At 33.8% G+C, this 22,374-nt stretch carries 12 protein-coding genes; 11 read left to right on the top strand and 1 reads right to left on the bottom strand.

Features of this window, described 5'->3' with window-relative positions; translation table 11 throughout:
- Positions 1-16: 16 nt before the first annotated feature.
- From DKT72_RS16925 to DKT72_RS16900, 6 genes are all read left to right on the top strand, one after another.
- Positions 17-1,789: a RagB/SusD family nutrient uptake outer membrane protein gene (locus DKT72_RS16925; protein WP_162623354.1), complete on the top strand. Its 1,773-nt coding sequence runs from the start codon at positions 17-19 to the stop codon at positions 1,787-1,789.
- Positions 1,790-1,821: 32 nt separating this feature from the next.
- Positions 1,822-4,869 (top strand): SusC/RagA family TonB-linked outer membrane protein, encoded by a 3,048-nt coding sequence (locus tag DKT72_RS16920; protein WP_162623353.1) that lies wholly within the window; start codon positions 1,822-1,824, stop codon positions 4,867-4,869.
- Positions 4,870-4,886: 17 nt separating this feature from the next.
- The gene (locus DKT72_RS16915) at positions 4,887-6,569 is read left to right on the top strand and encodes a RagB/SusD family nutrient uptake outer membrane protein (protein ID WP_162623352.1); all 1,683 of its coding nucleotides are present in this window, start codon (positions 4,887-4,889) and stop codon (positions 6,567-6,569) included.
- A 34-nt stretch (positions 6,570-6,603) separates the two neighbouring features.
- Positions 6,604-8,037, top strand: a complete 1,434-nt coding sequence (locus DKT72_RS16910; RefSeq protein WP_162623351.1) for a DUF1735 domain-containing protein — start codon at positions 6,604-6,606, stop codon at positions 8,035-8,037.
- Between the two features lie 141 nt (positions 8,038-8,178).
- Entirely contained in the window at positions 8,179-12,264 is a 4,086-nt protein-coding gene (locus tag DKT72_RS16905; RefSeq protein WP_111309928.1) for an FG-GAP-like repeat-containing protein, read from the top strand.
- 431 nt (positions 12,265-12,695) lie between these two features.
- Positions 12,696-14,102, top strand: coding sequence for a DUF6055 domain-containing protein (locus tag DKT72_RS16900; RefSeq protein WP_111309927.1), 1,407 nt, complete (start codon positions 12,696-12,698; stop codon positions 14,100-14,102).
- Between the two features lie 41 nt (positions 14,103-14,143).
- On the opposite strand, the gene DKT72_RS16895 is transcribed toward DKT72_RS16900, so the two are convergent.
- Positions 14,144-14,989, bottom strand: coding sequence for an AraC family transcriptional regulator (locus DKT72_RS16895; protein WP_111309941.1), 846 nt, complete (start codon positions 14,987-14,989; stop codon positions 14,144-14,146).
- A gap of 137 nt (positions 14,990-15,126) precedes the next feature.
- Between DKT72_RS16895 and DKT72_RS16890 the strand changes: the two genes are divergently transcribed.
- The 5 genes from DKT72_RS16890 (at position 15,127) to DKT72_RS16870 (ending at position 22,338) form a co-directional block, all read left to right on the top strand.
- Positions 15,127-16,038 carry a dihydrodipicolinate synthase family protein gene (locus DKT72_RS16890; protein ID WP_111309926.1) on the top strand — a complete coding sequence of 304 codons (912 nt, stop codon included), beginning with the start codon at positions 15,127-15,129 and terminating at the stop codon, positions 16,036-16,038.
- Between the two features lie 168 nt (positions 16,039-16,206).
- A complete protein-coding gene (locus DKT72_RS16885; protein ID WP_111309925.1) occupies positions 16,207-17,214 on the top strand; it encodes a 4-hydroxyproline epimerase in 1,008 nt (335 codons plus the stop codon).
- 109 nt (positions 17,215-17,323) lie between these two features.
- Positions 17,324-18,568 (top strand): NAD(P)/FAD-dependent oxidoreductase, encoded by a 1,245-nt coding sequence (locus DKT72_RS16880; RefSeq protein WP_111309924.1) that lies wholly within the window; start codon positions 17,324-17,326, stop codon positions 18,566-18,568.
- A gap of 119 nt (positions 18,569-18,687) precedes the next feature.
- Entirely contained in the window at positions 18,688-19,902 is a 1,215-nt protein-coding gene (locus DKT72_RS16875) for a M24 family metallopeptidase (protein ID WP_111309923.1), read from the top strand.
- A gap of 186 nt (positions 19,903-20,088) precedes the next feature.
- A complete protein-coding gene (locus DKT72_RS16870) occupies positions 20,089-22,338 on the top strand; it encodes a DPP IV N-terminal domain-containing protein (protein ID WP_111309922.1) in 2,250 nt (749 codons plus the stop codon).
- The last annotated feature ends 36 nt before the right edge of the window (positions 22,339-22,374 follow it).

Here is a 22,374-nt window from a genome sequence, read left to right as displayed (position 1 = left end):
TAAAAAAATCAGAAACATGAAAAGAGCAATAAATTATTTATCGGTTATCCTAGGTTTTTCTGCAATAATTAGTTTTACTGGTTGTGAAGATTACCTTGATAAAGTTCAGGACTCTGCTGGAATCCCAGAAGAGGACTTACTACAAGACTACTTTAAGTTTAGAGAGTATGAAGATGGTATGTATAAACATTTACTAAACTATCTAAGTGCTGCAGATTATAGTTATATAGCAGCTTTGAGCGACGAGGGTTATGTTAACTCTATTAACTGGGAGACCATGCCTATTGCACAAAGTGGCGATTGGTTAAGATCTTATAATACAGGTCAAGCACTTCAGTTTTATGGTGTTTGGAATGCTTGGTCGAGCATACGTATCGCTAATAAAACCCTTGAATACCTTCCTCGTTTAGAAGGCGCAACGCAAGGAGAATTAGATGAACTGAAAGGTCAAGCACATTTTATGAGAGCTTGGTATTACTATGAGATGCTTAAACGTCAAGGGGGCATGCCATATATTACCAAATCTTTCAATGCATCTGATAATTTTGAACTGCCTCGCCTTTCTTACCATGAGACAGCATTAAAAATTGCTGCAGATTGCGATTCTGCAGCTGTATTGTTACCTGAAAGATGGGATATACAAAATCTAGGTAGACCAGAAAAGGGGGCTGCATTGGCTGTTAAAGCGTCTGCCCTTTTATTTAGCGCAAGCCCAAGCAACAATCCCACAAACGATATTGCCAAATGGGAACTTGCTGCACAAGCATCATGGGACTTATTGTCTAAATTAGGTCCTTTTGGTAACAACAGATATAAATTAATTCAATCTAAAGGAAAGGATAAAGTAACCTACAAAATACCGTCAGGAGGTATTGAAACTATTGAATATGCGGCTAGTTTCGATAGTATTTTTATGTACCAACCTTATCATGATGAAATTATTTGGGAAAACTATGCTGCTATGAATGGCGCTGGTGATGCATATCGTGTATTAACTACGACCAGTATTCAAGGTAAGAATGTCACACAAGGATTCACACCATCTGCAACCTTTGTGGATAGATTTGAAACTTTGAATGGTTTATCTATAAAAGATGACCCTAGCTTTGACTCTCAAAACCCTTTTGTAAATAGAGACCCTAGATTTTATCATTCTATTTTATTTAATGGGGAACGATGGACCAGTTTGTCTGATAAATATTTAGAATTATACCAAGGTGGCTCCGAAAGAAATAGTCAGCCTGGTGATGCTCATTTGGGTTATATGGCTAGAAAATTCTGGGGTAAAAATGTAGATCAGTGGTCTGGATCTGCACCACCATTTACACATGTTATTTATTTTAGATTAGCTGATATCCTTTTACAATATGCAGAGGCTGCAAATGAGATTGGAGGCCCTAACCACACCTTACCAGGAGCTTCCATTAGTGCCGTAGAAGCGGTTAACATTGTAAGGGCACGTGTTAAAATGCCTCCAATAAGTGCTATATATCTAACAAGCAAAGAGACCTTCCGAGATCGTATTAAAAATGAAAGAGCTGTAGAACTTTATTTAGAAGGCAAACGCTTTTTTGATCTATCGAGATGGGGTGATGCCAGCAAACAGGAATACAAACAATATTTCGCAGATAATTTCACAGAAGATGCTGCTGCACCTACGGGTTATAAAATTGAAAGAGCTACAGAACCATATTTTACAAGAACATTCGATCAAAAACATTACAAATGGCCAATTCCTTTAAGCGATGCGCTCATGTTTGATGCGTTTAAACAAAACCCAGGATGGTAAAATTATTATTAATACGAAAAAATAAAACAATTATGTATAGAAAAATCTTAAACATGTTGATGTTTTTTGCAGCCATCGGGATATTCTGTTCTACATCTTTACAAGCGCAAGAAGACACTATGATATCTCTCGTTACAGGTAAAGTTTTGAACAGCGATGGGCAACCTATTTCAAATGTGCTTGTAAAGTCATTTGAAGCAAAAGACAAAAGTGTTACAAATAGAGATGGTGTTTTTTCAATTAAAGTTTATACTGAAAAAGACCAACTCACCATTGATCAAGAAGGTTACTTATTACATGTAACAGAACTAACGGAAGGTAAACTTGAAAATCCAAATATTATATTAGTTAATGCTGGATATATGGAAAATGGTGTGGTAAGATTACCATACCAAACATTTTCTAATAATAGAAGTGTTGGTTCAACATATACCATAACTGGCGACGAATTGGCATCGTACCCAGCTAGTAACTTTTTAGAAACACTTTCTGGAAGAATTCCTGGATTACGAATTAGCACATTTGACAATGATGCTACAGGTAGCACCACTATTTATTCTACATCAGGTATTGTAACTAGTGGCGGAGAAGCCATATTTGCATCCATAAGAGATCAAAATGTATCATTTTACATAGATGGTGTACAAAGAGACCCTTCAGATCTTACTGTGTATGAAATTGAGACAGTACAAGTTATTAAAGATATGGCAGGAAGAGCTGCTTTAGGTTTATCTGGTTATAATCCAGTAATTTGGATTACAACAAAAACGGGTAAAAATCATAAAAGAGATATCTCTATAACTACAGAGAGCGGTTTTAGTTCACCCACATCGCAACCTGAGTATTTAGACTCTTATAATTATGCAAACTTATATAATGAGGCTTTAGTAAATGATGGTTTAGCACCATTGTACTCCTCTACTGCATTAGCGGCCTACCAAAATGGATCGGATCCCGTATATTATCCTAATGTAGATTATTATAATGATTACGTAAAAAAAGCATCAACCTTTACAAGAGCCAATCTTAACTTTAGTGGTGGTGACGAAAAAGTTAACTATTTTTCACTTTTAGATTTTGTTCAAACCAAAGGCTTAGAAAAGATTGGTAAAGAATCATCATCAAATCGATTTAAAGTTAGAGGTGGTGTGAATATTAAATTAACAGAAAAAATTCAATTTAATGTTAATTTATCTGGAACCTATCAAGAGCAATATCGTCCAGGACAAAATGGTAATTTTGATTTATTCAACTATATTTCAAATACACCTTCCAATGCACACGCCATCTCTTATGATGGTAAATATATAATAAGCAACGATTTCAATTCAAATATTGAAAATTACTTATTATCTACAGGCTACTCAGAAGGAACCAACCTTAATTCTCAAAATTCTGCCTCTTTATTATTGAATTTAGATGCGATAACAGATGGGCTTACATTTACTGGTACAGCTGCTTTCGATATTTACAGTAATGTGCGCAATGGCAAAGGTGGCACCGCTGAACTTTACAGGTTATTACCTAATTATGAATTAGAAAGAACACAAGAAGAAATAATTAGTCCGAACTTAAGTCCTCTTGTAGATAACTTCACCAGAAGTAACACAGCGCTTTTAAGCTTTAATTACGGCAAAGTTTTTGGAAAACATGCGTTAACAATGAATGCCTCTTATTATGCAGCACTTGTTGAAACACGTGGTTTCTCCAATTACCAACCCGTAAAAAAACAAGATTTTAGTTATAGAGCAAACTATGCTTATAATGATACATATGTATTACAGCTTGATTTGGCATATTCGGGTAGCACCAAACTACCTGAAGGAGAGAGGTATAATATATATCCAACATTAGGAGCTGGTTGGGTTATTAGCAATGAATCTTTCTTGAAAGATAATTCTTTTATAGATTATTTAAAATTCTATGGCTCCTACGGTATGATTGCGGATGAAAATTTTAACACCTATTATAATCCATATTATCTAAGTACCACCCTATGGCAAAATATTGGTGGATGGCAATCTGGTATTGAAGGGAATAGAGGTAACGGTGTTAATGTATATGCTATTCAACAAGAAGGTAGCACAAATTACCACCTCCCAAAAATGAGTAATTTAAATATAGGTTTACAAGGGGAGTTATTAAATAAAACTGTGGCATTTGAGGCTAACTACTACGGAAGTAGATATTACGACCAAATATCACAAAGAAGCTCTTTAACGCCCTCCATTTTTGGTTCAGGAGGCTTCCTTCCATTAACCAATTATGGAGAAACAAAACAATGGGGACTTGAAGGCTATTTGCAATATAAAAATAGTATTGGTGACCTAAAATATAGCTTTGGTGGAAACATCATGTACAATAGATCTAAATATGTAGATGTTGACGAACCAGTGGCACTTGAAGATTACAGAAAGTTAGCTGGCACCGATACAGATTTGTACAGAACATATGTAGCTGAAGGGTTATACCAATCTCAAAGTGAAATAGACGCTCGAGGTGTTAACCAAAGTTGGGGAGATGTACAACCAGGGGATATAAGATATCAAGATTACAATAACGACGGTATTGTAGATGAGAAAGATATTCATATCACTGGCGACCATGCACCTAGAATTTATTATGGGGTTAACCTAAACCTAAAATATAAAGGCTTTGGTCTTTATGTTGTAGGTCAAGGCATCGCAGATGGTGTAAGATCTTTGAATACTAGTTATTTCAATGGAAGTAATCCAAGAAATAATTATTCTGAGATTATGTTAAACAGGTATCCCGTAACTAACGATCTCCCAAGATTAACGACGCAATCTCAAAACAATTACCAAGGTTCTACATTTTGGTTGGAAAATGCGGCGTTCTTTAGTATAAAAAATATAGAACTTAGTTATACGATGCCAAAAGCTGCGGACACTAATTTTATATTACCGAATTTAAAATTCTTTGTTAGAGGTAAAAATATCGCCACTTTTTCTAATTCTAAAGCATCAAAATACAACTTAAATCCAGAGAATATATATGCAGGTGTAAATAGTTTTCCAATATATAGAACCTTTACTTTAGGGGTATCATGCAAATTTTAATCAATAACAACATGATTATGAAACATAAAATATATTATTATTTAATTTTCGTTCTTTCCTTGACTGCTTGTCAAATAGATCCCCTTCCCATACAGGATCAAACAACGGAAGATCTTTGGAGCCACTCAACCTATGGTGAAGGCATTTTAGCAAATGCTTATGCCGGTTTGAATACGACCTATCCTATTACAATGGATTATTATACAGATAATGCCGTTCCCTCACAACCTGGTACTAACTTATTAGCATTAGGTAGCTGGAATGTAGAAAGTAGCCCTATAGGAAATTGGGGATATAACTACGATAAAATTAAGTATCTTAATTTATACATTGCAAATGGTAAAGATTTAATTTATAGTGTATCGGATAAAGTTAGAGACTCAACACTTAAATCTAACAGATTGGGAGAAGCTTATTTTTTAAGAGCTTGGTATCAAGCTGACTTACTAAAGACCTATGCTGGTAAACCAGAAGCTGGAGGCTCTGAAGTACTTGGTTTTCCTATTGTAACAACAGCTTTAGAACAAGGAGATAATTTAGATCTTCCGAGAAATACTTATGAAGAATGTGTTGCTCAAATTGCACAAGATTGTGATGCTGCCATAGCTTTGTTACCATTAAGATATACGGGTAATGATCCTTTTACAGGCTTAAGTAATAGAGGAAGAGCTTCAAAATTAGCTGCCATGGCATTAAAAGCCAGGATTTATTTAAATGCTGCGAGTCCTGCTTATGGCCCGTCTACCCAAGCTTTATGGGAACGAGCTGCCTCCGCCTCTGCCGCGGCTATTGATGCTTCTGGCGGATTAACAGATTTGGCTCCTTATAACAATTTTAATGACGCTACAAGTTTTGATAACATATGGATACAACCTACAACACAAGGAAATGGTTTAGAAGGAACTTATTATCCTCCATCTTTGTATGGAAACGGATTATGTAATCCATCTCAAAATTTGGTAGATATATTCCCCGCAGCAGATGGATATCCTGTTGATACTAGTACTTTATATGATGTAGAAAATCCATATTCAAATCGTGATGAACGCTTCTATAGATTTATTTTCTTTAATGGCGATGTCTATAATGGCACGACTATAAAAACATATATTGGCGGTGCAGATGCTCCAGGTGGTTTAAACCAACAAGGAACCAGAACGGGATATTACATGAAAAAACTATTAAGCAAAAGCGTGAAACTAGATCCTAGCAATCCTACTAATGATATTAAGTTTTATGTATACCTTGGTAAGACTGAGCTTTATCTTAATTTTGCAGAAGCAGCTAATGAGGCTTATGGGCCAGATGGTAACACATTTGGTTACTCTGCTGCAGATGTTATGGCAAAAATAAGAATGCGAGCTGGTATAGATTCTAATACGGCTACTCCAGGGTATGAAGATCAATATATGTTAAACCAAGCCAACGCGGGTACCGAATCGTTTAGAGAATTTATTCAAAATAACAGACGTATTGAATTGTGTTTTGAAGGATTCAGATTTTGGGATATTCGCAGATGGAATGAAGATTTAAACCATACTATTGAAGGGGTTAAAATTACACAGGATTTGGTAAATGGTGATATGTATAATTATTTTAATGTAGAAAACCATACGTATCAAGATTATATGAGATATGCACCACTACCTTATTCACAAACACTAATAATGAATAATCTTAAACAAAATGCGGGTTGGTAACCCTTTAATTGAAAAGATTTAATACATGAAACATATGAAAAAATTATTAATATTTTTAGTATTCATTAGCGTTTTAACGAGCTGCTATGATGATTTTAGGCTAGATAACGAGTTTTCTTCGGTGGCTTTTTCAAGTGCTGATGGAGGCTCTAATGAGTCAGGAGTATTATGGAGAACGGTTGTTAAAGGAGAAGGCTTAAAACTTGATGCAGGTATTTATTTGGCTGGTATCTTAGATAATAAGAACGAAAGATGGGCTGATTACGAATTGGATCCTGCTCTTCTTATAGGAACTGACTATACTATGCTTCCTTCAGATTATTATACATTAAGCAATTCAAGTAGATTTGTAATACCTGCTGGGGAAACTGTAGGCAAGGTATCTATTGTTTTAGATTCTATTAAGTTTCTGAACGACCCCCTGACAACAAAAATGAATTATGCAATCCCTTTTAGGTTAATTGAAACTTCTGAAGATAGTATTTTGAGCACTCAAAAGACTCAAATACTTGTTTTAAAGTACATTAATAAACAGGAAGGTTTTTATAATCAAAAGGGTAATTTTAAAACAATTGGTCCTGGCGGAGAAATCTTAAATAGTGGCAATATTAGTAATGTTATTAAAGGTTCTACTATCTATCAAGATTCTCTTGAAATGAATGGATCCATGAATTTAATTGGTGAAGACTATAAAATAAAATTAAAGGTTAATCCTGATAATACGGTTTCTTTAGAATATAGCCCAAATTTAAATCCTGATAATTCTCCGAAAAACATCGCCTTAGATGCTACAGTAACCTCATCATATGTTACTGCTTGGAATAGCGAATTAGCAGTTAACAATGATAAAGCTGTTGCTAGTTCTGGCTATTATCCAGATAGCGAAGGGGGGCAAGCCCAATCATGGGGGAACTATGGTGCTCCTTCTGGAGAAGGGTCAGAGAATTGGATTCAGTATAATTTTGCATCAAATTTTTTCATTACAAGTTCAGAAGTATATTGGATGCAGGATGGAGGTGGCGTTCAGCTACCTAACCTTTCTTATCTTGAATATTGGGATTTAAATTTAGGTGAATGGAAATTACTTTACAATAACAACGTTGTTAACGGAGTCCCAGTTTCTGAAACTGATTATGGTGTTATCAATATAGGTAACGCTATAGATAAATTTAACATAACTAGTTTTGATATAATTAATACTAATAAAATTAGAATATACTGTACATCACCTACATTTACCGCTATTCATGAATGGCGTGTTTTTGGTACTCCTGCTCCCACAGGATATGAAAGTTCACCTATAGCTTCAATAGTAGAAAACGGTCCAAATACTTATGACCCCGCTACAGGAACCTTTATTTTAAATTATACAGTCAATTACGCTCTTGAAGACTATACAACGAAAGTTTCTACAGAAATGGTTTGGAGAAATAGAATTAGAGATGGCGTAAACGAATGGAGACCCTAATTTTATATAAAAAAATAATTCAAGAATTAATATTTAATTTTTGACTTTAAGATTCCCAATATGTACTGAAATTTCGGTGTGTATTGGGAATTAATTTTATAACCTATTTATAAACTTTCCTTTAAAATAAAACTTTTAAAAATGCCCCTAGAAACTTATAAAATAAAAAATAATCGAATATTAAAACAAGCTGTTTTTTTGTTTTTCTTTCATTTTATAGTCAATTGTCATTATTTAAAAGCACAAACATTTAATCGAATTGAATCTGTTGCCGGCCTAAGTATTTTAGAAGAAAATAATGGTATTGCCATTGCAGATTATAATAATGATGGTTTTCTAGACATGTTTGTTGTCGCCTTGGGAAAAGATCAAGATGGAATAGCCAAATCCCATAGTAGATTATTCAAAAACAATAATGATGGTACTTTTACTGATGCCACAGAAGCTGCAGGCTTATTATTGAATTTATTTCCATTAGAAAAAGACGGAACTACGTATGATAAAGTTTTTGAAGGTGTAAAACATGGCGCCTTTTGGGGCGATTATGATAATGATGGTTACCCCGATTTATTCATGACCAACGTTTATCAAGTTTATCTTTTTCATAACGAAGGTAATGGCACGTTTAAAGATGTTACAGGTCAATCAGGCATAACCACAGGTAGCAGATGTATTAATACGGGAGCCACTTGGTTTGATTATAATAATGACGGGTTATTAGATTTATATATTTCGGATTGGAAAGGTTGTAATAGTAATAGTTTTTACACAAATAATGGAGACGGAACGTTCACTAGCCAAATAGATTTATTTGGAGCCGTTGAACATAAACACTCCTTAATGAGTATTCCCTTCGATTTTAATAATGATGGCTGGATGGATTTATATTTAGGCAATGACGTTATAAATCGAACTAACGATTTATTTATAAATCAAAAAGGCAAAGGTTTTACCGAAGAAGCTAGCAAATATGGTTTAAACCATGCTAGAAACGATATGGGGATTGCATTTGGAGATTATAACAATGATGGCTTTTTTGACATGTATATCACAGATGTTTTAATGAATCCTTTATTAACCAATAAGGGAGACAACACGTTTATTGATTTAGCTAAAGAACAAGGGGTGCAATCTGGTGGATGGTCTTGGGATACCGTTTTTACTGATTTTGATTTAGATGGTGATGAAGATTTATTGGTACTTAATGGTTTTGAATATAAAGGTCATAGCACAGAAAAAAACATATATTTTCAAAATTTACATGCCAATGGAGGCTCTAAATTTATTGATAAATCAGAAAGTTCAAATTTAGGAGAATTAACCATTAGTGTTGGTGCTGGCGTTTTTGATTTTGACAATGATGGTGATGAAGATATTTTTGTGACCAATGCTGATAGAGCTTCATATTTCTATGAAAATACTACAACAGACTTTACTAATCCAGCAAAAGAGTTACATTGGTTAAAAGTTAATTTAGAAGGTACCATTTCTAATAGAGATGCTATTGGAACAAAATTAGTATTAAAAACAAATAAAAACACATTTTCCAGATATTATACTGGTAAAGGATTCTTATCTCAAAATTTAAAATCCGTTCATTTTGGTTTGGCTAATGCAACACAAATTCAAGAATTAAAAATAACTTGGCCTTCAGGAAAAATTGAGACATACACCAATTTACCTTTAGATAAAACCATCAATTTTGTAGAAGGATCTAATTATACTGTTTCATCAAATCAGCCTAGTATTAAAATATATGGATGTATGGATCCTAATGCTTGTAATTTCAATCCTAATGCCACAATTAGCTCTGGTAATTGTACTTATCTTAAAACAGAATCGACTATATACGGAAATAGTGATGTGTTTCAATCTAGCACAGAGGCTTACTCCTATCCTCCACAATCTGGAAATACGGTTAGTTGGAGCGTTACAGGTGGTTCCATAATAGAAGGCGAGAACACTAACACGATAAAGATAAAATGGGGAACTGATACACTAGGCTCAGTAAGTATTATTGAAAAAAATGATTATTGTGCCAGTCAAAGTATTGTACTAAATGTTTCTATAAGAAATTCATCAGATCCAATCCCCCCTATAAATAAAAAATCTGTTGCCCGATTGTGGAATGAAGCCTTGCTTGATGCCATTAGAAAAGACTATGCTCGACCAACCGTACATGCAAGAAACCTTTTCCATACTAGTATAGCCATGTATGATGCCTGGGCAATATATGATGGGAATGCAAAACCATATCTTATAGGCAATGATATCCATGGTTTTTCTAGTAAATTTAATGGTTTCATCTCTTCAGAACCTCTTAATGAAGCTCGAAACAAAACCATAAGCTATGCTGCCTATAATTTATTAAAGTATCGTTTTAGAAATTCCCCTAATTTAGATATAACTATGAAACGGTTTAATGATTTAATGAATAGTTTAGGCTATAGTATTAATGAAACATCCACAGACTATTCAACAGGAAACCCTATAGCGTTAGGAAATTATATAGCGCAAATCGTGATTGATTATGGGCATACTGATGGATCAAACGAGTTAAACAAGTATACAAACCAATATTATACTCCAACAAATCCCGCATTACCACTAAACAATCCTGATGAAACTAATGAACTATTAATTAATCCCAACAGGTGGCAACCTCTAAGTTTTAATACCTTTATTGACCAGAGTGGTAATCTTATTGAAGGGGCAACCCCTCCTTTTTTAGGTCCTGAATGGGGAAATGTAAAACCTTTTAATTTGAATAAAACAGAAAAAACGACCCATACACGTTCTGGAGATGAATATATTGTTTATGACGATCCTGGCAGCCCTCCTCTACTCGACTTATCAACATCAACACCTTCAAGTGATGCTTATAAATGGAGTTTTTCCTTAGTTTCTATATGGAGTTCACACCTTAATCCTTATGATAATGTCCTGTGGGATATATCTCCCAAATCCATTGGTAATATTGATTTTGAATCGCTTCCTAACAGCCCAGAAAATTATAAGGATTTTTATCAATTAGAAAAAGGAGGCGATATTAGCTTAGGGCATGATATAAACCCATATACCAAAGCTCCATATCAAGAACAAATAGTACCAAGAGGTGATTATACGAGAGTTCTTGCTGAGTTTTGGGCAGATGGTCCCGATTCAGAAACACCTCCAGGACATTGGTTTACCATTCTCAATTATGTAAGTGATCACAAATTATTTGTTAAAAAATTAAATGGAACAGGAGATACACTAGATAATTTAGAATGGGATGTGAAATCGTACTTTATATTAGGAGGCACCATGCATGATTGTGCTATAGCTGCCTGGAGTATTAAAGGCTGGTATGATTATATAAGACCTATTTCAGCCATTAGATTTATGGCAGAAAAAGGACAAAGTTCAGACCCTTCCAAGCCAAACTATAATGTCGCAGGTATTCCATTAAAAGAAGGCTATATTGAAACCATAGAAGAAGGAGACCCATTAGCAGGAAACTCTAATGAAAATGTAGGGAACATAAAAGTCTTTGTTTGGAGAGGACATGATTATATAAAAGATGCTAAAACGGACGAAGCTGGTGTAGGCTGGATTTTAGCAAAAAATTGGTGGCCTTATCAAAGACCTTCTTTTGTAACACCGCCTTTTGCGGGGTATGTCTCAGGGCATTCCACTTTTTCTAGAGCCGCTGCCGAGGTGATGACCCTCTTAACAGGAAGTGAATACTTTCCAGGAGGGATGGGTGAGTTTGTGGCAAAAAAAGATGAATTTTTAGCTTTTGAAAAAGGCCCCTCAACAGATGTCATTTTACAATGGGCAACCTATCGTGACGCTTCAGACCAATGTAGTCTTTCTAGAATATGGGGTGGCATACACCCCCCTGCTGACGATATTCCCGGAAGGAAAATCGGTGAAAAAATTGGGCAAAGCGATTTTTATTTTGCTAATGAATATTTTCAAGGTAAAGACACTGGTCTGAATATGGAAAGTATGGTATATCCAAATCCTGTAAGAATGTCGTCTGGTGAGTTTTCTATTACCAATACTAATATTTCGGATGAATTTAGTCTTTTTGATATTAATGGAAGACATCTGTTTTTATTAAAAAAATACTATTCTGAATCAACAAAAACAACCCTCCTTAAACTTCCAAAAACAATGGCCTCAGGAATCTATATTTTAAAAATTAACAACACAACCAAAAAAATCGCATTAAATAACTAAAGGATCTATAATCCAAATCATCTTATAATTTATTTTGTATTAATTATTACACCACCATAATTATTTAAAGATTAGAGAATGACAACCAAAAATGTATCCAGATAAGATTAAAATAAGTATTCAACACAAAATTAGATAATATAATATGACTTTCAGATAATTATATTATTCCTTTAGATATTATAACATCCTACCTTTATCATATATTAAAATACTATAAATCCATATTTATATAGATAACTTATTATTACAAGTTTAAAAATTATTATTTGAATTAGTTAGTTGAGTTTAGTTGTTTAAATTTTGAATGGAGCCAAAGATGTTAAAATTTCTTTGGTTCCATATTTAAAACAACAAAATCTAAAAAAACAATAAAATTGATTCAATACATTTTTACAAAGTCATTAACCATTACGATAAAATTACATAACATGAATCTATTATTTTTTTATAAAAGAATTTTTATACTTAGCCTTGTTTTATGCGTGGCTTGTTCTTCTGACAATACCAATGAAACTCCTGATTTACCTGACCCTCCTAAAGAGACGAAAATCACACCTCCAGAAAATTTTCAATATATATTCGCAGAAAAACCAACTTCTGGCAAGGGGATTTACATCCCTAATGAATTAAAAAATAATGACTTTGATTCTAACGAAAGTAAATGGAGCTATCAAAGAAGTGCCTCTTCTGATAATATTATTGTTTTTTGGGAAAAAGGTTTTGGACAATACCCCAGTAAAACATCTCGAACAAACCTAAGAGTGGATATAAATAATTTAATAACAATGGCTGAAAGTTATTATACTTACTACCGCGACACTATGAAATTTGTTATTAAAGGAAACTCTCAGTCTGATAATTATAGAATGATTCTTATGTTACTCTATCAAGAAGAATGGTTGGCTACGGGATCAGGTTATGATAATGTTATTGGTGCCTTATGGATCAACCCAACGACTACAAAAAGTGAATCAGTTATAGCTCATGAGTTTGGACATTCTTTCCAATATCAAGTTGCTTGTGATGGTAATTATGGCTTTAGGGATCAATCTTATGTTGGATCGTTCTGGGAGCAATGCGCACAATACATGTCTTGGCAACAAAATAATGATGATTTTGTAGGCGAGTTACCTTATTTCTTAGATAACGTTCATAAAAATTTTTCGCATGAAGATATTAGATACCAATCCATGTACTTACAAGAATATTGGAAAGAAAAACATGGTATAGACTTTTTAGGAAAACTCTGGAGAAGAGCCTTAACCCCAGAACATCCTATAGAAACCTATAAAAGAATTACTGGAATTTCTCAAGATCAATTTAATGATGAAGTTTTTGAATATGCTTGTAAAAACATCACATGGGATTATCCGTTAGGAATTTATAATAAAAATTATATTAAAAATTTACCCTCACTCGAACAAAAAAATTATCAGCACGCAACTTTATTAAATGCTGTTGCTGATGAGTATTATCAAATATCATCTAATCAAATTCCTCAATCATATGGTTATAATGCTATACAACTTAGTGTTCCTGTGGTAGGCACGATGGTATCTGTGGATTTTGTAGGTTTAGAAGGTAATTATACTACTATTGAAGGTTGGCGTTATGGCTTTGTAGCTGTAAAAGAAGACAGTACCCCTGTATATGGTACTATGGAGAAAACAAAAGAGGGTACTGCCTCCATATCAATACCAGAAAACACAAAAACATTATGGTTAGTGGTAACTGGAGCTCCTACTGAACACATAAACCATATATGGGATGACCAACCATCTAACGATGAAAAATTTCCTTACAAACTAAAATTTACTAATACCTCTATTGAATAGATTAAAAAAACAGAAATACTTTAATCTTAAATAAATGGTTTTTAAAACCGCTTGAATCTAAAATTGGTAGGTGTAACACCTTTAATTTCTTTAAACTTTCGATTAAAGTTAGCTGTATTTTGAAATCCACATTGTTCTGAGATAGCAGCAATCGACATATCTGGGCTATTATAAATAAGCTTACATGCATTCTCGATACGAATCTCAATTAAAAACTGAAAAAAAGTTTTATTAGTCCTTTTTTTAAAGTACCGACAGAATGCATTCTTGCTCATATTTGCTCTTTCCGATATTTCTTCTAAAGTAATAGGCTCATAATACCTTTCCATAGCGTAATTAAACACATCATTCATACGCTTGCCTTCGTCATCGGTATATTTCTTTTTATAAATAAAAGAAGACAACGGTTTTTTTTCTGCCAAATTAATATAATCTATAATCTTTAAAAGGGTTGCTATTCTCTGTACCTTATTTTGGTTTTTCAGTTTAGCAAATTGATTTATTATTTTTCCTTTTTTGGAATGCACTCTAATCCCATATTGTGATTCTTCGAAAAAAGTATTCAAGCCTTCCATATCCGGTAATTTAAAAAAATCCTTTCCAAAACAATCCTTGTCAAAAAACAAGGTATATACAACAGTCAAATCAGAAAAATTAGTGTCTGTTCTAAAAACGTGTGGCACATAACCTCCGAGAACCAAAATATCATTAGGTTTATAATCGCTAATAGTATCGCCCACTAGCAATGTGCCAGCTCCTTTTTCCACATAGCTAATCTGTATTTCACTATGTTGGTGAAATTGATCATACAATACTTTTAAACGTTCTTCTTGATAAACAAGAGCCTCATTTTCTGGCTTTGGAATTTTAAATGGCAGTGCTTTCATCTCAGTTGTTTTTGCTAATATTACTAAAAAAAATAACATGAATCTATTTGCTAGGTAATATAGTATTATAATGTGTTAATAATTGTCGTATTTTTTTTCAAAACATGATTTAAATTTGCATATCAAAATTAAATTTTATGATAAAATGGGAAGGCGTCATGCCTGCAGTCACAACAAAGTTTACAAGTGATGATAAATTAGACCTTGTAATGTTCGAAAAAAACATCAAGGCACAAATAGAAGCTGGTGTAAATGGAATTATTCTAGGTGGTACATTAGGTGAAGCAAGTACATTAACACCGGATGAAAAAGAAGTTTTAATTAAAACGACATTATCCATTGTTGATGGAAAAATTCCTGTAATTATTAACATCGCAGAGCAAAGTACTAAAGATGCCATTGCCGTCGCAAAACATGCCGAAGCAACTGGTGCAAACGGTTTAATGTTATTACCTCCAATGCGCTACAAAGCTACCGATTTTGAAACGGTAACATATTTTAAAGCCATAGCGAACAGTACCTCATTACCAATCATGATCTATAACAATCCTATAGATTATAAAATTGAAGTAACCTTGGATATGTTTGAAGAGATGATGGTTTGTAAAAACATTGAAGCGATAAAAGAATCAACAAGAGATATTACCAATATCATTCGATTAAAAAATCGTTTTGGTGATCGTTACAAAATATTCACAGGTGTTGACACCCTTGGGCTAGAAAGTACCGTTATTGGTGCCGATGGCTGGGTTGCAGGCTTAGTGTGTGCATATCCTGCCGAAACGGTAGCTGTTTACAAACTCGCTAAAGCAGGAAAAATGAAAGAAGCTTTAGAGATTTATAGATGGTTTATGCCTTTATTAGAATTGGATATTAGCGCACAATTAGTTCAAAACATTAAGCTAGCAGAAGTTGCTACTGGTATTGGTACAGAAAACGTAAGAGCTCCAAGATTACCTTTACAGGGAGCAGAAAGAGAACGTGTTTTGAATATAATAAACACTGCGATGAAGAACAGACCAACATTACCAGAATACAAAAATCTATAAGAAATAATGATTATAGATAAAATTTAAATTAGAAATCAACTGATTACTTTAGTAACTAATAGTCATAAAATGATTAGTCATAAATGAATATTAATACCTATCTGGTATTTATTGAAGGAATTCTAAAAACAATTAATTTCGAAATTTAAAAAGCATTCTTAATAATACATGGCAAGAAAAACCTTTTTTTGTGTAGATGCTCACACGTGCGGAAATCCTGTGCGTGTTGTTGCTGGTGGTGGCCCTAACTTGATAGGTAATACTATGAGTGAAAAGCGTCAACATTTCCTTAAAGAATTTGATTGGATTCGAAAAGGGCTCATGTTTGAACCACGAGGTCATGATATGATGAGTGGTAGTATTTTATATCCTCCACACAATCTGGAAAATGATTTTGCTATTCTTTTTATAGAAACTTCTGGGTGTTTACCTATGTGTGGTCATGGTACTATTGGTACTATAACCATTGCCATTGAAGAAGGTTTGGTTACCCCAAAAATACCTGGCAAAATTAAAATGGAAGCTCCGGCTGGATTGGTTGAAATTGAATATCAACAAACCGGAAAAAAGGTGGATTGGGTTAAATTAGTGAATGTTAAATCATATTTAGCGTCCGAAAACCTAACTATTGAATGCCCAGAATTAGGGGAATTAATTTTTGATGTTGCCTATGGTGGAAATTATTATGCCATTGTAGATCCGCAAAAAAACTTTAGTGGAATCCATGATTTTACAGCTAGTAAGATCATTCAATATTCTCAAGTTGTTAGACATCGTATTAATGAAAAATATCCTAATATGTTCATCCATCCAGAAAATAGCACGATTAGAGATGTAAGCCATATGCTTTGGACTGGCAACCCTATAGATCCAAATTCGTCAGGGAGAAATGCTGTATTTTATGGTGATAAGGCTATTGACCGTTCTCCTTGTGGCACTGGAACTTCTGCTCGCTTGGCACAATTATATGCAAAAGGCAAGTTGAAAATAGGCGAAGCCTTTATCCATGAAAGTTTTATTGGCAGCAAATTTATTGGAAAAGTTGAACAAGAAACGACGCTTGCTGGCAAAAAAGCTATCATACCAAGTATTCAAGGATGGGCACAAGTAACAGGTTATAATAATATTATCATAGATGATGATGATCCTTACGCTCACGGATTTCAAGTGATATAAATAGAACAATAAATAACAATAAACATACAAAATGCGCACAGAAAAAATCAACCCTTAAAACGATTTTACTGGCGCATTTTATTTTAAACATCATACAAACTAACAATTAATGAAAAAAGTAGTTATAATTGGGGGTGGTATCTCAGGACTGTGCAGTGCCTATTATTTAACAAAAAAAGGATATTTAGTAACTGTCTTAGATCAAAGTGATATATCAACTGGTGCTTCGTTTATCAATGCTGGCTATTTAACACCTAGTCATTTTATACCATTGGCTGCACCAGGTATTATCACCCAAGGCATCAAATGGATGTTCAACAGTGCAAGTCCCTTTTATATCAAACCTCGCCTAGACCTGGATTTTTTTAAATGGGCATGGCTTTTTAAAAAATCGTCCACCAAGTCGAATGTTGAAAAATCAATTCCTGTTTTAAAGGAGTTAAACTTGAAAAGCCAAGCCTTATTCGAGGACATGCTTGCATCCCTGGATTTCGATTTTCATTATGAAAAAAAAGGGGTTTTAATGGCCTATAGCAATCCGAAAAGCGAGGAGGAAGAACATGAAATAGCACATCGTGCGTTAAATGAAGGATTGGATGTTACGTGTTTGAACAAAGAAGAATTACATAAAATACAACCCGTTTTATCAGATAATGTTATTGGAGCCGTGCATTACAAATGTGATTCACACATGACGCCCAACCATTTTATGGCAACCATAAAAACATGGTTAGAAAATAATGGAGTAATGTTTAAAATCAATCAAGAAGTTAAAGACTTTACTGTAAAAAACAATCAAATCATTTCTGTCGCTACCCAAAATGATGTTTATGAAGCAGACGATTTTGTATTGGCTAGTGGTAGTTGGACATCACATTTAGCTTCAAAATTAAACCTAAATGTGCCTATACAAGGTGGTAAAGGCTATAGTATGGATGTACATAGACCTACAGGTATCACCATACCAACCATTTTATTAGAGGCTAAAGCAGCTATTACACCCATGAATGGTTTTACTCGTTTTGCAGGAACTATGGAGTTTTCTGGAAATAATACAGTAGTTAGAAAAGAACGTGTTGAAGCTTTAGCTAATGCGGCAAAAAAATACTACAAAGCGATTGAAATTAATGAAGCTGAGCGTGCTAATGCCACTTCTGGATTAAGACCTGTATCTCCAGATGGTGTTCCTTTTATAGGAAAAACAAGTAAATATAATAACTTAACCATTGCTGCGGGTCATGCCATGATGGGTTGGAGTTTAGGTCCCATTACAGGAAAACTTGTTACAGAGTTAATAGAAAATAAACACACTTCAGTAAATTTAAATCCACTCTCACCGGAGCGTTTTAAATAAAGGATACACTGTGTTTAAGTTAAGATAATACTCGATTAACATCTTAGCTTTTTATTTAATAAAAGAATAATAACAAGTAGAATACGTTTAAATTCTACAAAGAAAAACAGTAATAAAATATGAATACATTTGGAATAGGAGGTTCGAACATTGAAACTGAATTAAATGCCATTAAACCTACAGCACAACTAATTCAACCTATTCAAGAAGCAGCATATAAAAATAGAATTAGCAAAGCTTGCGGTCTTATGCAGGCTCAAAATGTTAAAGCTATATATTTAAACGCAGGCACAAATTTACTTTATTTTACAGGAACTCAGTGGCATTCAAGTGAACGTATGGTGGGTGCTATTTTATTGGCAAATAGCGAGATTCATTATGTAGCGCCTAAATTTGAAGAAGGCACTATTAGAGATTTTATGATGATGGAAGGCGAGATCCATAGTTGGGAAGAACATGAAAGCCCCTTTGAATTATTCAATACCATTCTTAAATCTAAAAACATTGCTGAAGGTGAAATTTTAATTGATGAAAGCACGCCGTTTTTTATTTATGAAGGTATTGTTAACGCATCAAAATCATTAACAATAAACAATGCTAAGTCTATTATTTCGGCTTGTAGAATGGTTAAATCTGAAGCCGAAATTGCCATCATGCAAGCTTTAATGAACATCACGCTTGAGGTTCATAAAGCAACAGCTAGAATTTTAAGGGTCGGTATTACCGCTAAAGAAGTAGAAGATTTTATTCATGAAGCCCACAAACGACATGGTGTATCGTCGGGTTCCTATTTCTGTATTGTCTTGTTTGGAAAAGATAGTTCCTTTCCACATGGTGTTAAAACACCAAAGCCTTTGGAAATTAATGATATTGTTCTGGTGGATACTGGATGCTCTTTATATAACTACATTTCAGACATTACAAGAACCTATATTTTTGGCGAAGCAAACGATTACCAACGTACCATTTGGAATATAGAAAAAGAAGCTCAAATAGCGGCCTTTAATGCTTCAAAAATAGGAAACACATGCCATGCTGTAGACACGGCCGCACGAAAAACAATTGAATCCCACGGACTTGGCCCCGATTATAACCTCCCTGGGTGTCCACATAGAACTGGTCATGGTATTGGTTTAGACATACATGAATATCCTTATATATTAAAAGAAAACAACATGGCTCTAAAGGAAGGAATGTGCTACAGTGTAGAACCTATGATTTGTGTGCCCAATGAATTTGGTATCAGATTAGAAGACCATATTTATATGACGAACCAAGGTCCCAAATGGTTTACTCAACCTGCCCTTTCTATTGAAAACCCATTTAATTATTAATTCATAATCTTTTCTCTTTATACAGTAATACCACTTCAATTTTTATTAATTTTTAAAAGGCTACATACTAAATTCCCACAACGCAATACCCAAACAACATGTTAAGGTTAATATAATATTACTTTCAGCTAACATTGCGTGTCATGTCTGTCCAGATAATATTTATTTTTATAAATAAATCAAATTATGAAACAGATCATGAAGAAAGTAAGCCTTGTTTTGACATTTATTTGCTGTATTTCAGTATATGGTCAAGGTACTTTGACAGAATATAAAAAAGCTGTGGCTGTAGATTCTTTATTTAGAGACACCGTTTTTAATACGCCATCAGAATTCAACTGGTTACCAAATAATGAACTTTGGTATATTAATAATTCCGAAAATGGAAAGGAATATCTTTTGGTAAACGTTGCGGAACAACAACAAAAACCATTCTTTGACCACACAAAATTAGCAAAACTACTATCAGAAAAAATAGAAGAAAAAATCACTCCTAACAATATAAATATCAGAGATTTAGAATTCAATTCCGATGAAAATGATTTGAAGTTTAGTTTTAAAAATTTTCTTTTTAGATATAACCTGAATACCAATTCTTTAAAAGTTTTAGACACTATTAATGATAGAAAAAATAGAGATCGTGCTTATTGGGGAGATTTTTTTAATGAATCATCTGGCAAACCGGTGCCTTCTCCAGACAACACTAAGACGGCTTTTATAAAAAATTCAAATCTTTATATAAAAGATAATAAAACAGACATTGAAACACAACTGAGTTATGATGGTACTAAGGGTAATTTTTATTCTTCATATATTAAATGGTCTCCAGATGGCAAAAAAATAATGGCATATAAAGTAAGACCTGGTGAAGATCATAAAATTTATTTTGTAGAATCTAGCCCTAAAGAGCAATTACAACCCATATTGCAATCCAGAGATTACTTAAAACCAGGCGATGAACTTCCATTTAGAAGTCCCCAATTATTCATTGTCGATGCTAAGCAACATATCCAAATTCCTACTGATGAATTTAACAGTCAATATGATATTTCTAAAATTGAATGGAGAGCAGACAGCAGAGCCTTTACATTTGAATATAACCAACGTGGGCATCAGGCTTTTAAAGTCATAGAAGTGAATGCTGAAACAGGTAAAATAAATGTTTTAATAAACGAGACAAGCAACACTTTTATTGATTATAGCAGTAAAAAATACAGATATGATATTGAAGATGGCAAACAAATTGTTTGGACTTCAGAACGGGATGGATGGAACCACCTCTATCTTTATAATGGCGATGGCACTTTGAATAAGCAATTAACCAAAGGAAATTGGGTTGTTAGAAAAGTGATTCACGTGGATGAGAAAAATAAAGACATTTATTTTACAGCCAGCGGTTTAGACAAAAATCAAGATCCTTATTTTTTACACTACTGTAAAATTGGATTTGATGGTAAAAATATGAAACGTTTAACTTCTGAAAACGGTAATCATCAAGTAACCTTTTCAAAAGATTACAGCCATTATATAGACCAATATTCTAGAGTAGATATGCCGGCAGTAACGCTTTTAAAAACGACTGAAAATGCTAAAACCATTTTAGAACTTCAAAAAGGAGATCATTCTGAATTAATAAAACAAGGATGGATAGCGCCTGAAGTTTTCACCTCTAAAGGGAGGGATGGTAAAACGGATATTTGGGGCATTATTGTAAGACCTACAACATTTGACCCTAATCGTAGCTACCCTATTATAGAATATATTTATGCTGGGCCGCATGATTCGTTCGTGCCTAAAGATTTTCATGCCTACTATTGGTCTATGACTTCTTTAGCTGAACTCGGATTTATTGTGGTACAAATAGACGGTATGGGTACTTCAAATCGCTTTAAAGCTTTTCAAGATGTATCTTGGAAAAACTTAAAAGATGGCGGTTTCGCTGATAGAAAGTTATGGATGACAGCTGCTGCAAAAAAATATCCTTACATGAACATAGATAAAGTTGGCATACATGGAACTTCTGCTGGGGGACAAAACGCTGGTGCCGCGTTGGTTTTTAATTCTGATTTTTATGATGTGGCCGTAGCTTCATGTGGATGTCATGACAACAGAATGGATAAAATGTGGTGGAATGAACAGTTTATGGGCTATCCCATTGGCCCACATTATGCTGCTTGTTCCAATGTAGAAAACGCAGCACAATTAGAAGGTCATTTAATGCTTATTTTAGGGGAAGTAGACGATAATGTAGACCCTGCTTCGACCATGCAATTTGCAAATGCTTTAATAAAAGCGAACAAAGATTTTGAGTTAGTAACTATTCCTGGAATGTCTCACTCTGCGGGAGGGGATTTTGGGGAACGTAAACGTAAAGACTTTTTTGTAAAACATTTAATGGGTGTAACGCCACCTTCTTGGAAAAAAATTTACAATTAGAAAACTCTTAAATTTATATTTAGTACAAAAAAATTT

It is taken from the genome of Confluentibacter sediminis, from assembly GCF_003258355.1.
GTDB lineage: Bacteria > Bacteroidota > Bacteroidia > Flavobacteriales > Flavobacteriaceae > Confluentibacter > Confluentibacter sediminis.
This window is presented reverse-complemented; position numbering and strand designations above follow the sequence as displayed.

What these genes read in the sequence shown, in the direction of transcription:
- DKT72_RS16885 (WP_111309925.1), top strand. Translation starts at nt 16,207, where the DNA reads ATGGCAAGAAAAACCTTTTTTTGTGTAGATGCTCACACGTGCGGAAAT.
- DKT72_RS16910 (WP_162623351.1), top strand. Translation starts at nt 6,604, where the DNA reads ATGAAAAAATTATTAATATTTTTAGTATTCATTAGCGTTTTAACGAGC.
- DKT72_RS16925 (WP_162623354.1), top strand. Translation starts at nt 17, where the DNA reads ATGAAAAGAGCAATAAATTATTTATCGGTTATCCTAGGTTTTTCTGCA.
- DKT72_RS16890 (WP_111309926.1), top strand. Translation starts at nt 15,127, where the DNA reads ATGATAAAATGGGAAGGCGTCATGCCTGCAGTCACAACAAAGTTTACA.
- DKT72_RS16900 (WP_111309927.1), top strand. Translation starts at nt 12,696, where the DNA reads ATGAATCTATTATTTTTTTATAAAAGAATTTTTATACTTAGCCTTGTT.
- DKT72_RS16905 (WP_111309928.1), top strand. Translation starts at nt 8,179, where the DNA reads ATGCCCCTAGAAACTTATAAAATAAAAAATAATCGAATATTAAAACAA.
- DKT72_RS16870 (WP_111309922.1), top strand. Translation starts at nt 20,089, where the DNA reads ATGAAACAGATCATGAAGAAAGTAAGCCTTGTTTTGACATTTATTTGC.
- DKT72_RS16875 (WP_111309923.1), top strand. Translation starts at nt 18,688, where the DNA reads ATGAATACATTTGGAATAGGAGGTTCGAACATTGAAACTGAATTAAAT.
- DKT72_RS16915 (WP_162623352.1), top strand. Translation starts at nt 4,887, where the DNA reads ATGAAACATAAAATATATTATTATTTAATTTTCGTTCTTTCCTTGACT.
- DKT72_RS16920 (WP_162623353.1), top strand. Translation starts at nt 1,822, where the DNA reads ATGTATAGAAAAATCTTAAACATGTTGATGTTTTTTGCAGCCATCGGG.
- DKT72_RS16895 (WP_111309941.1), bottom strand. Translation starts at nt 14,989, where the DNA reads ATGAAAGCACTGCCATTTAAAATTCCAAAGCCAGAAAATGAGGCTCTT.
- DKT72_RS16880 (WP_111309924.1), top strand. Translation starts at nt 17,324, where the DNA reads ATGAAAAAAGTAGTTATAATTGGGGGTGGTATCTCAGGACTGTGCAGT.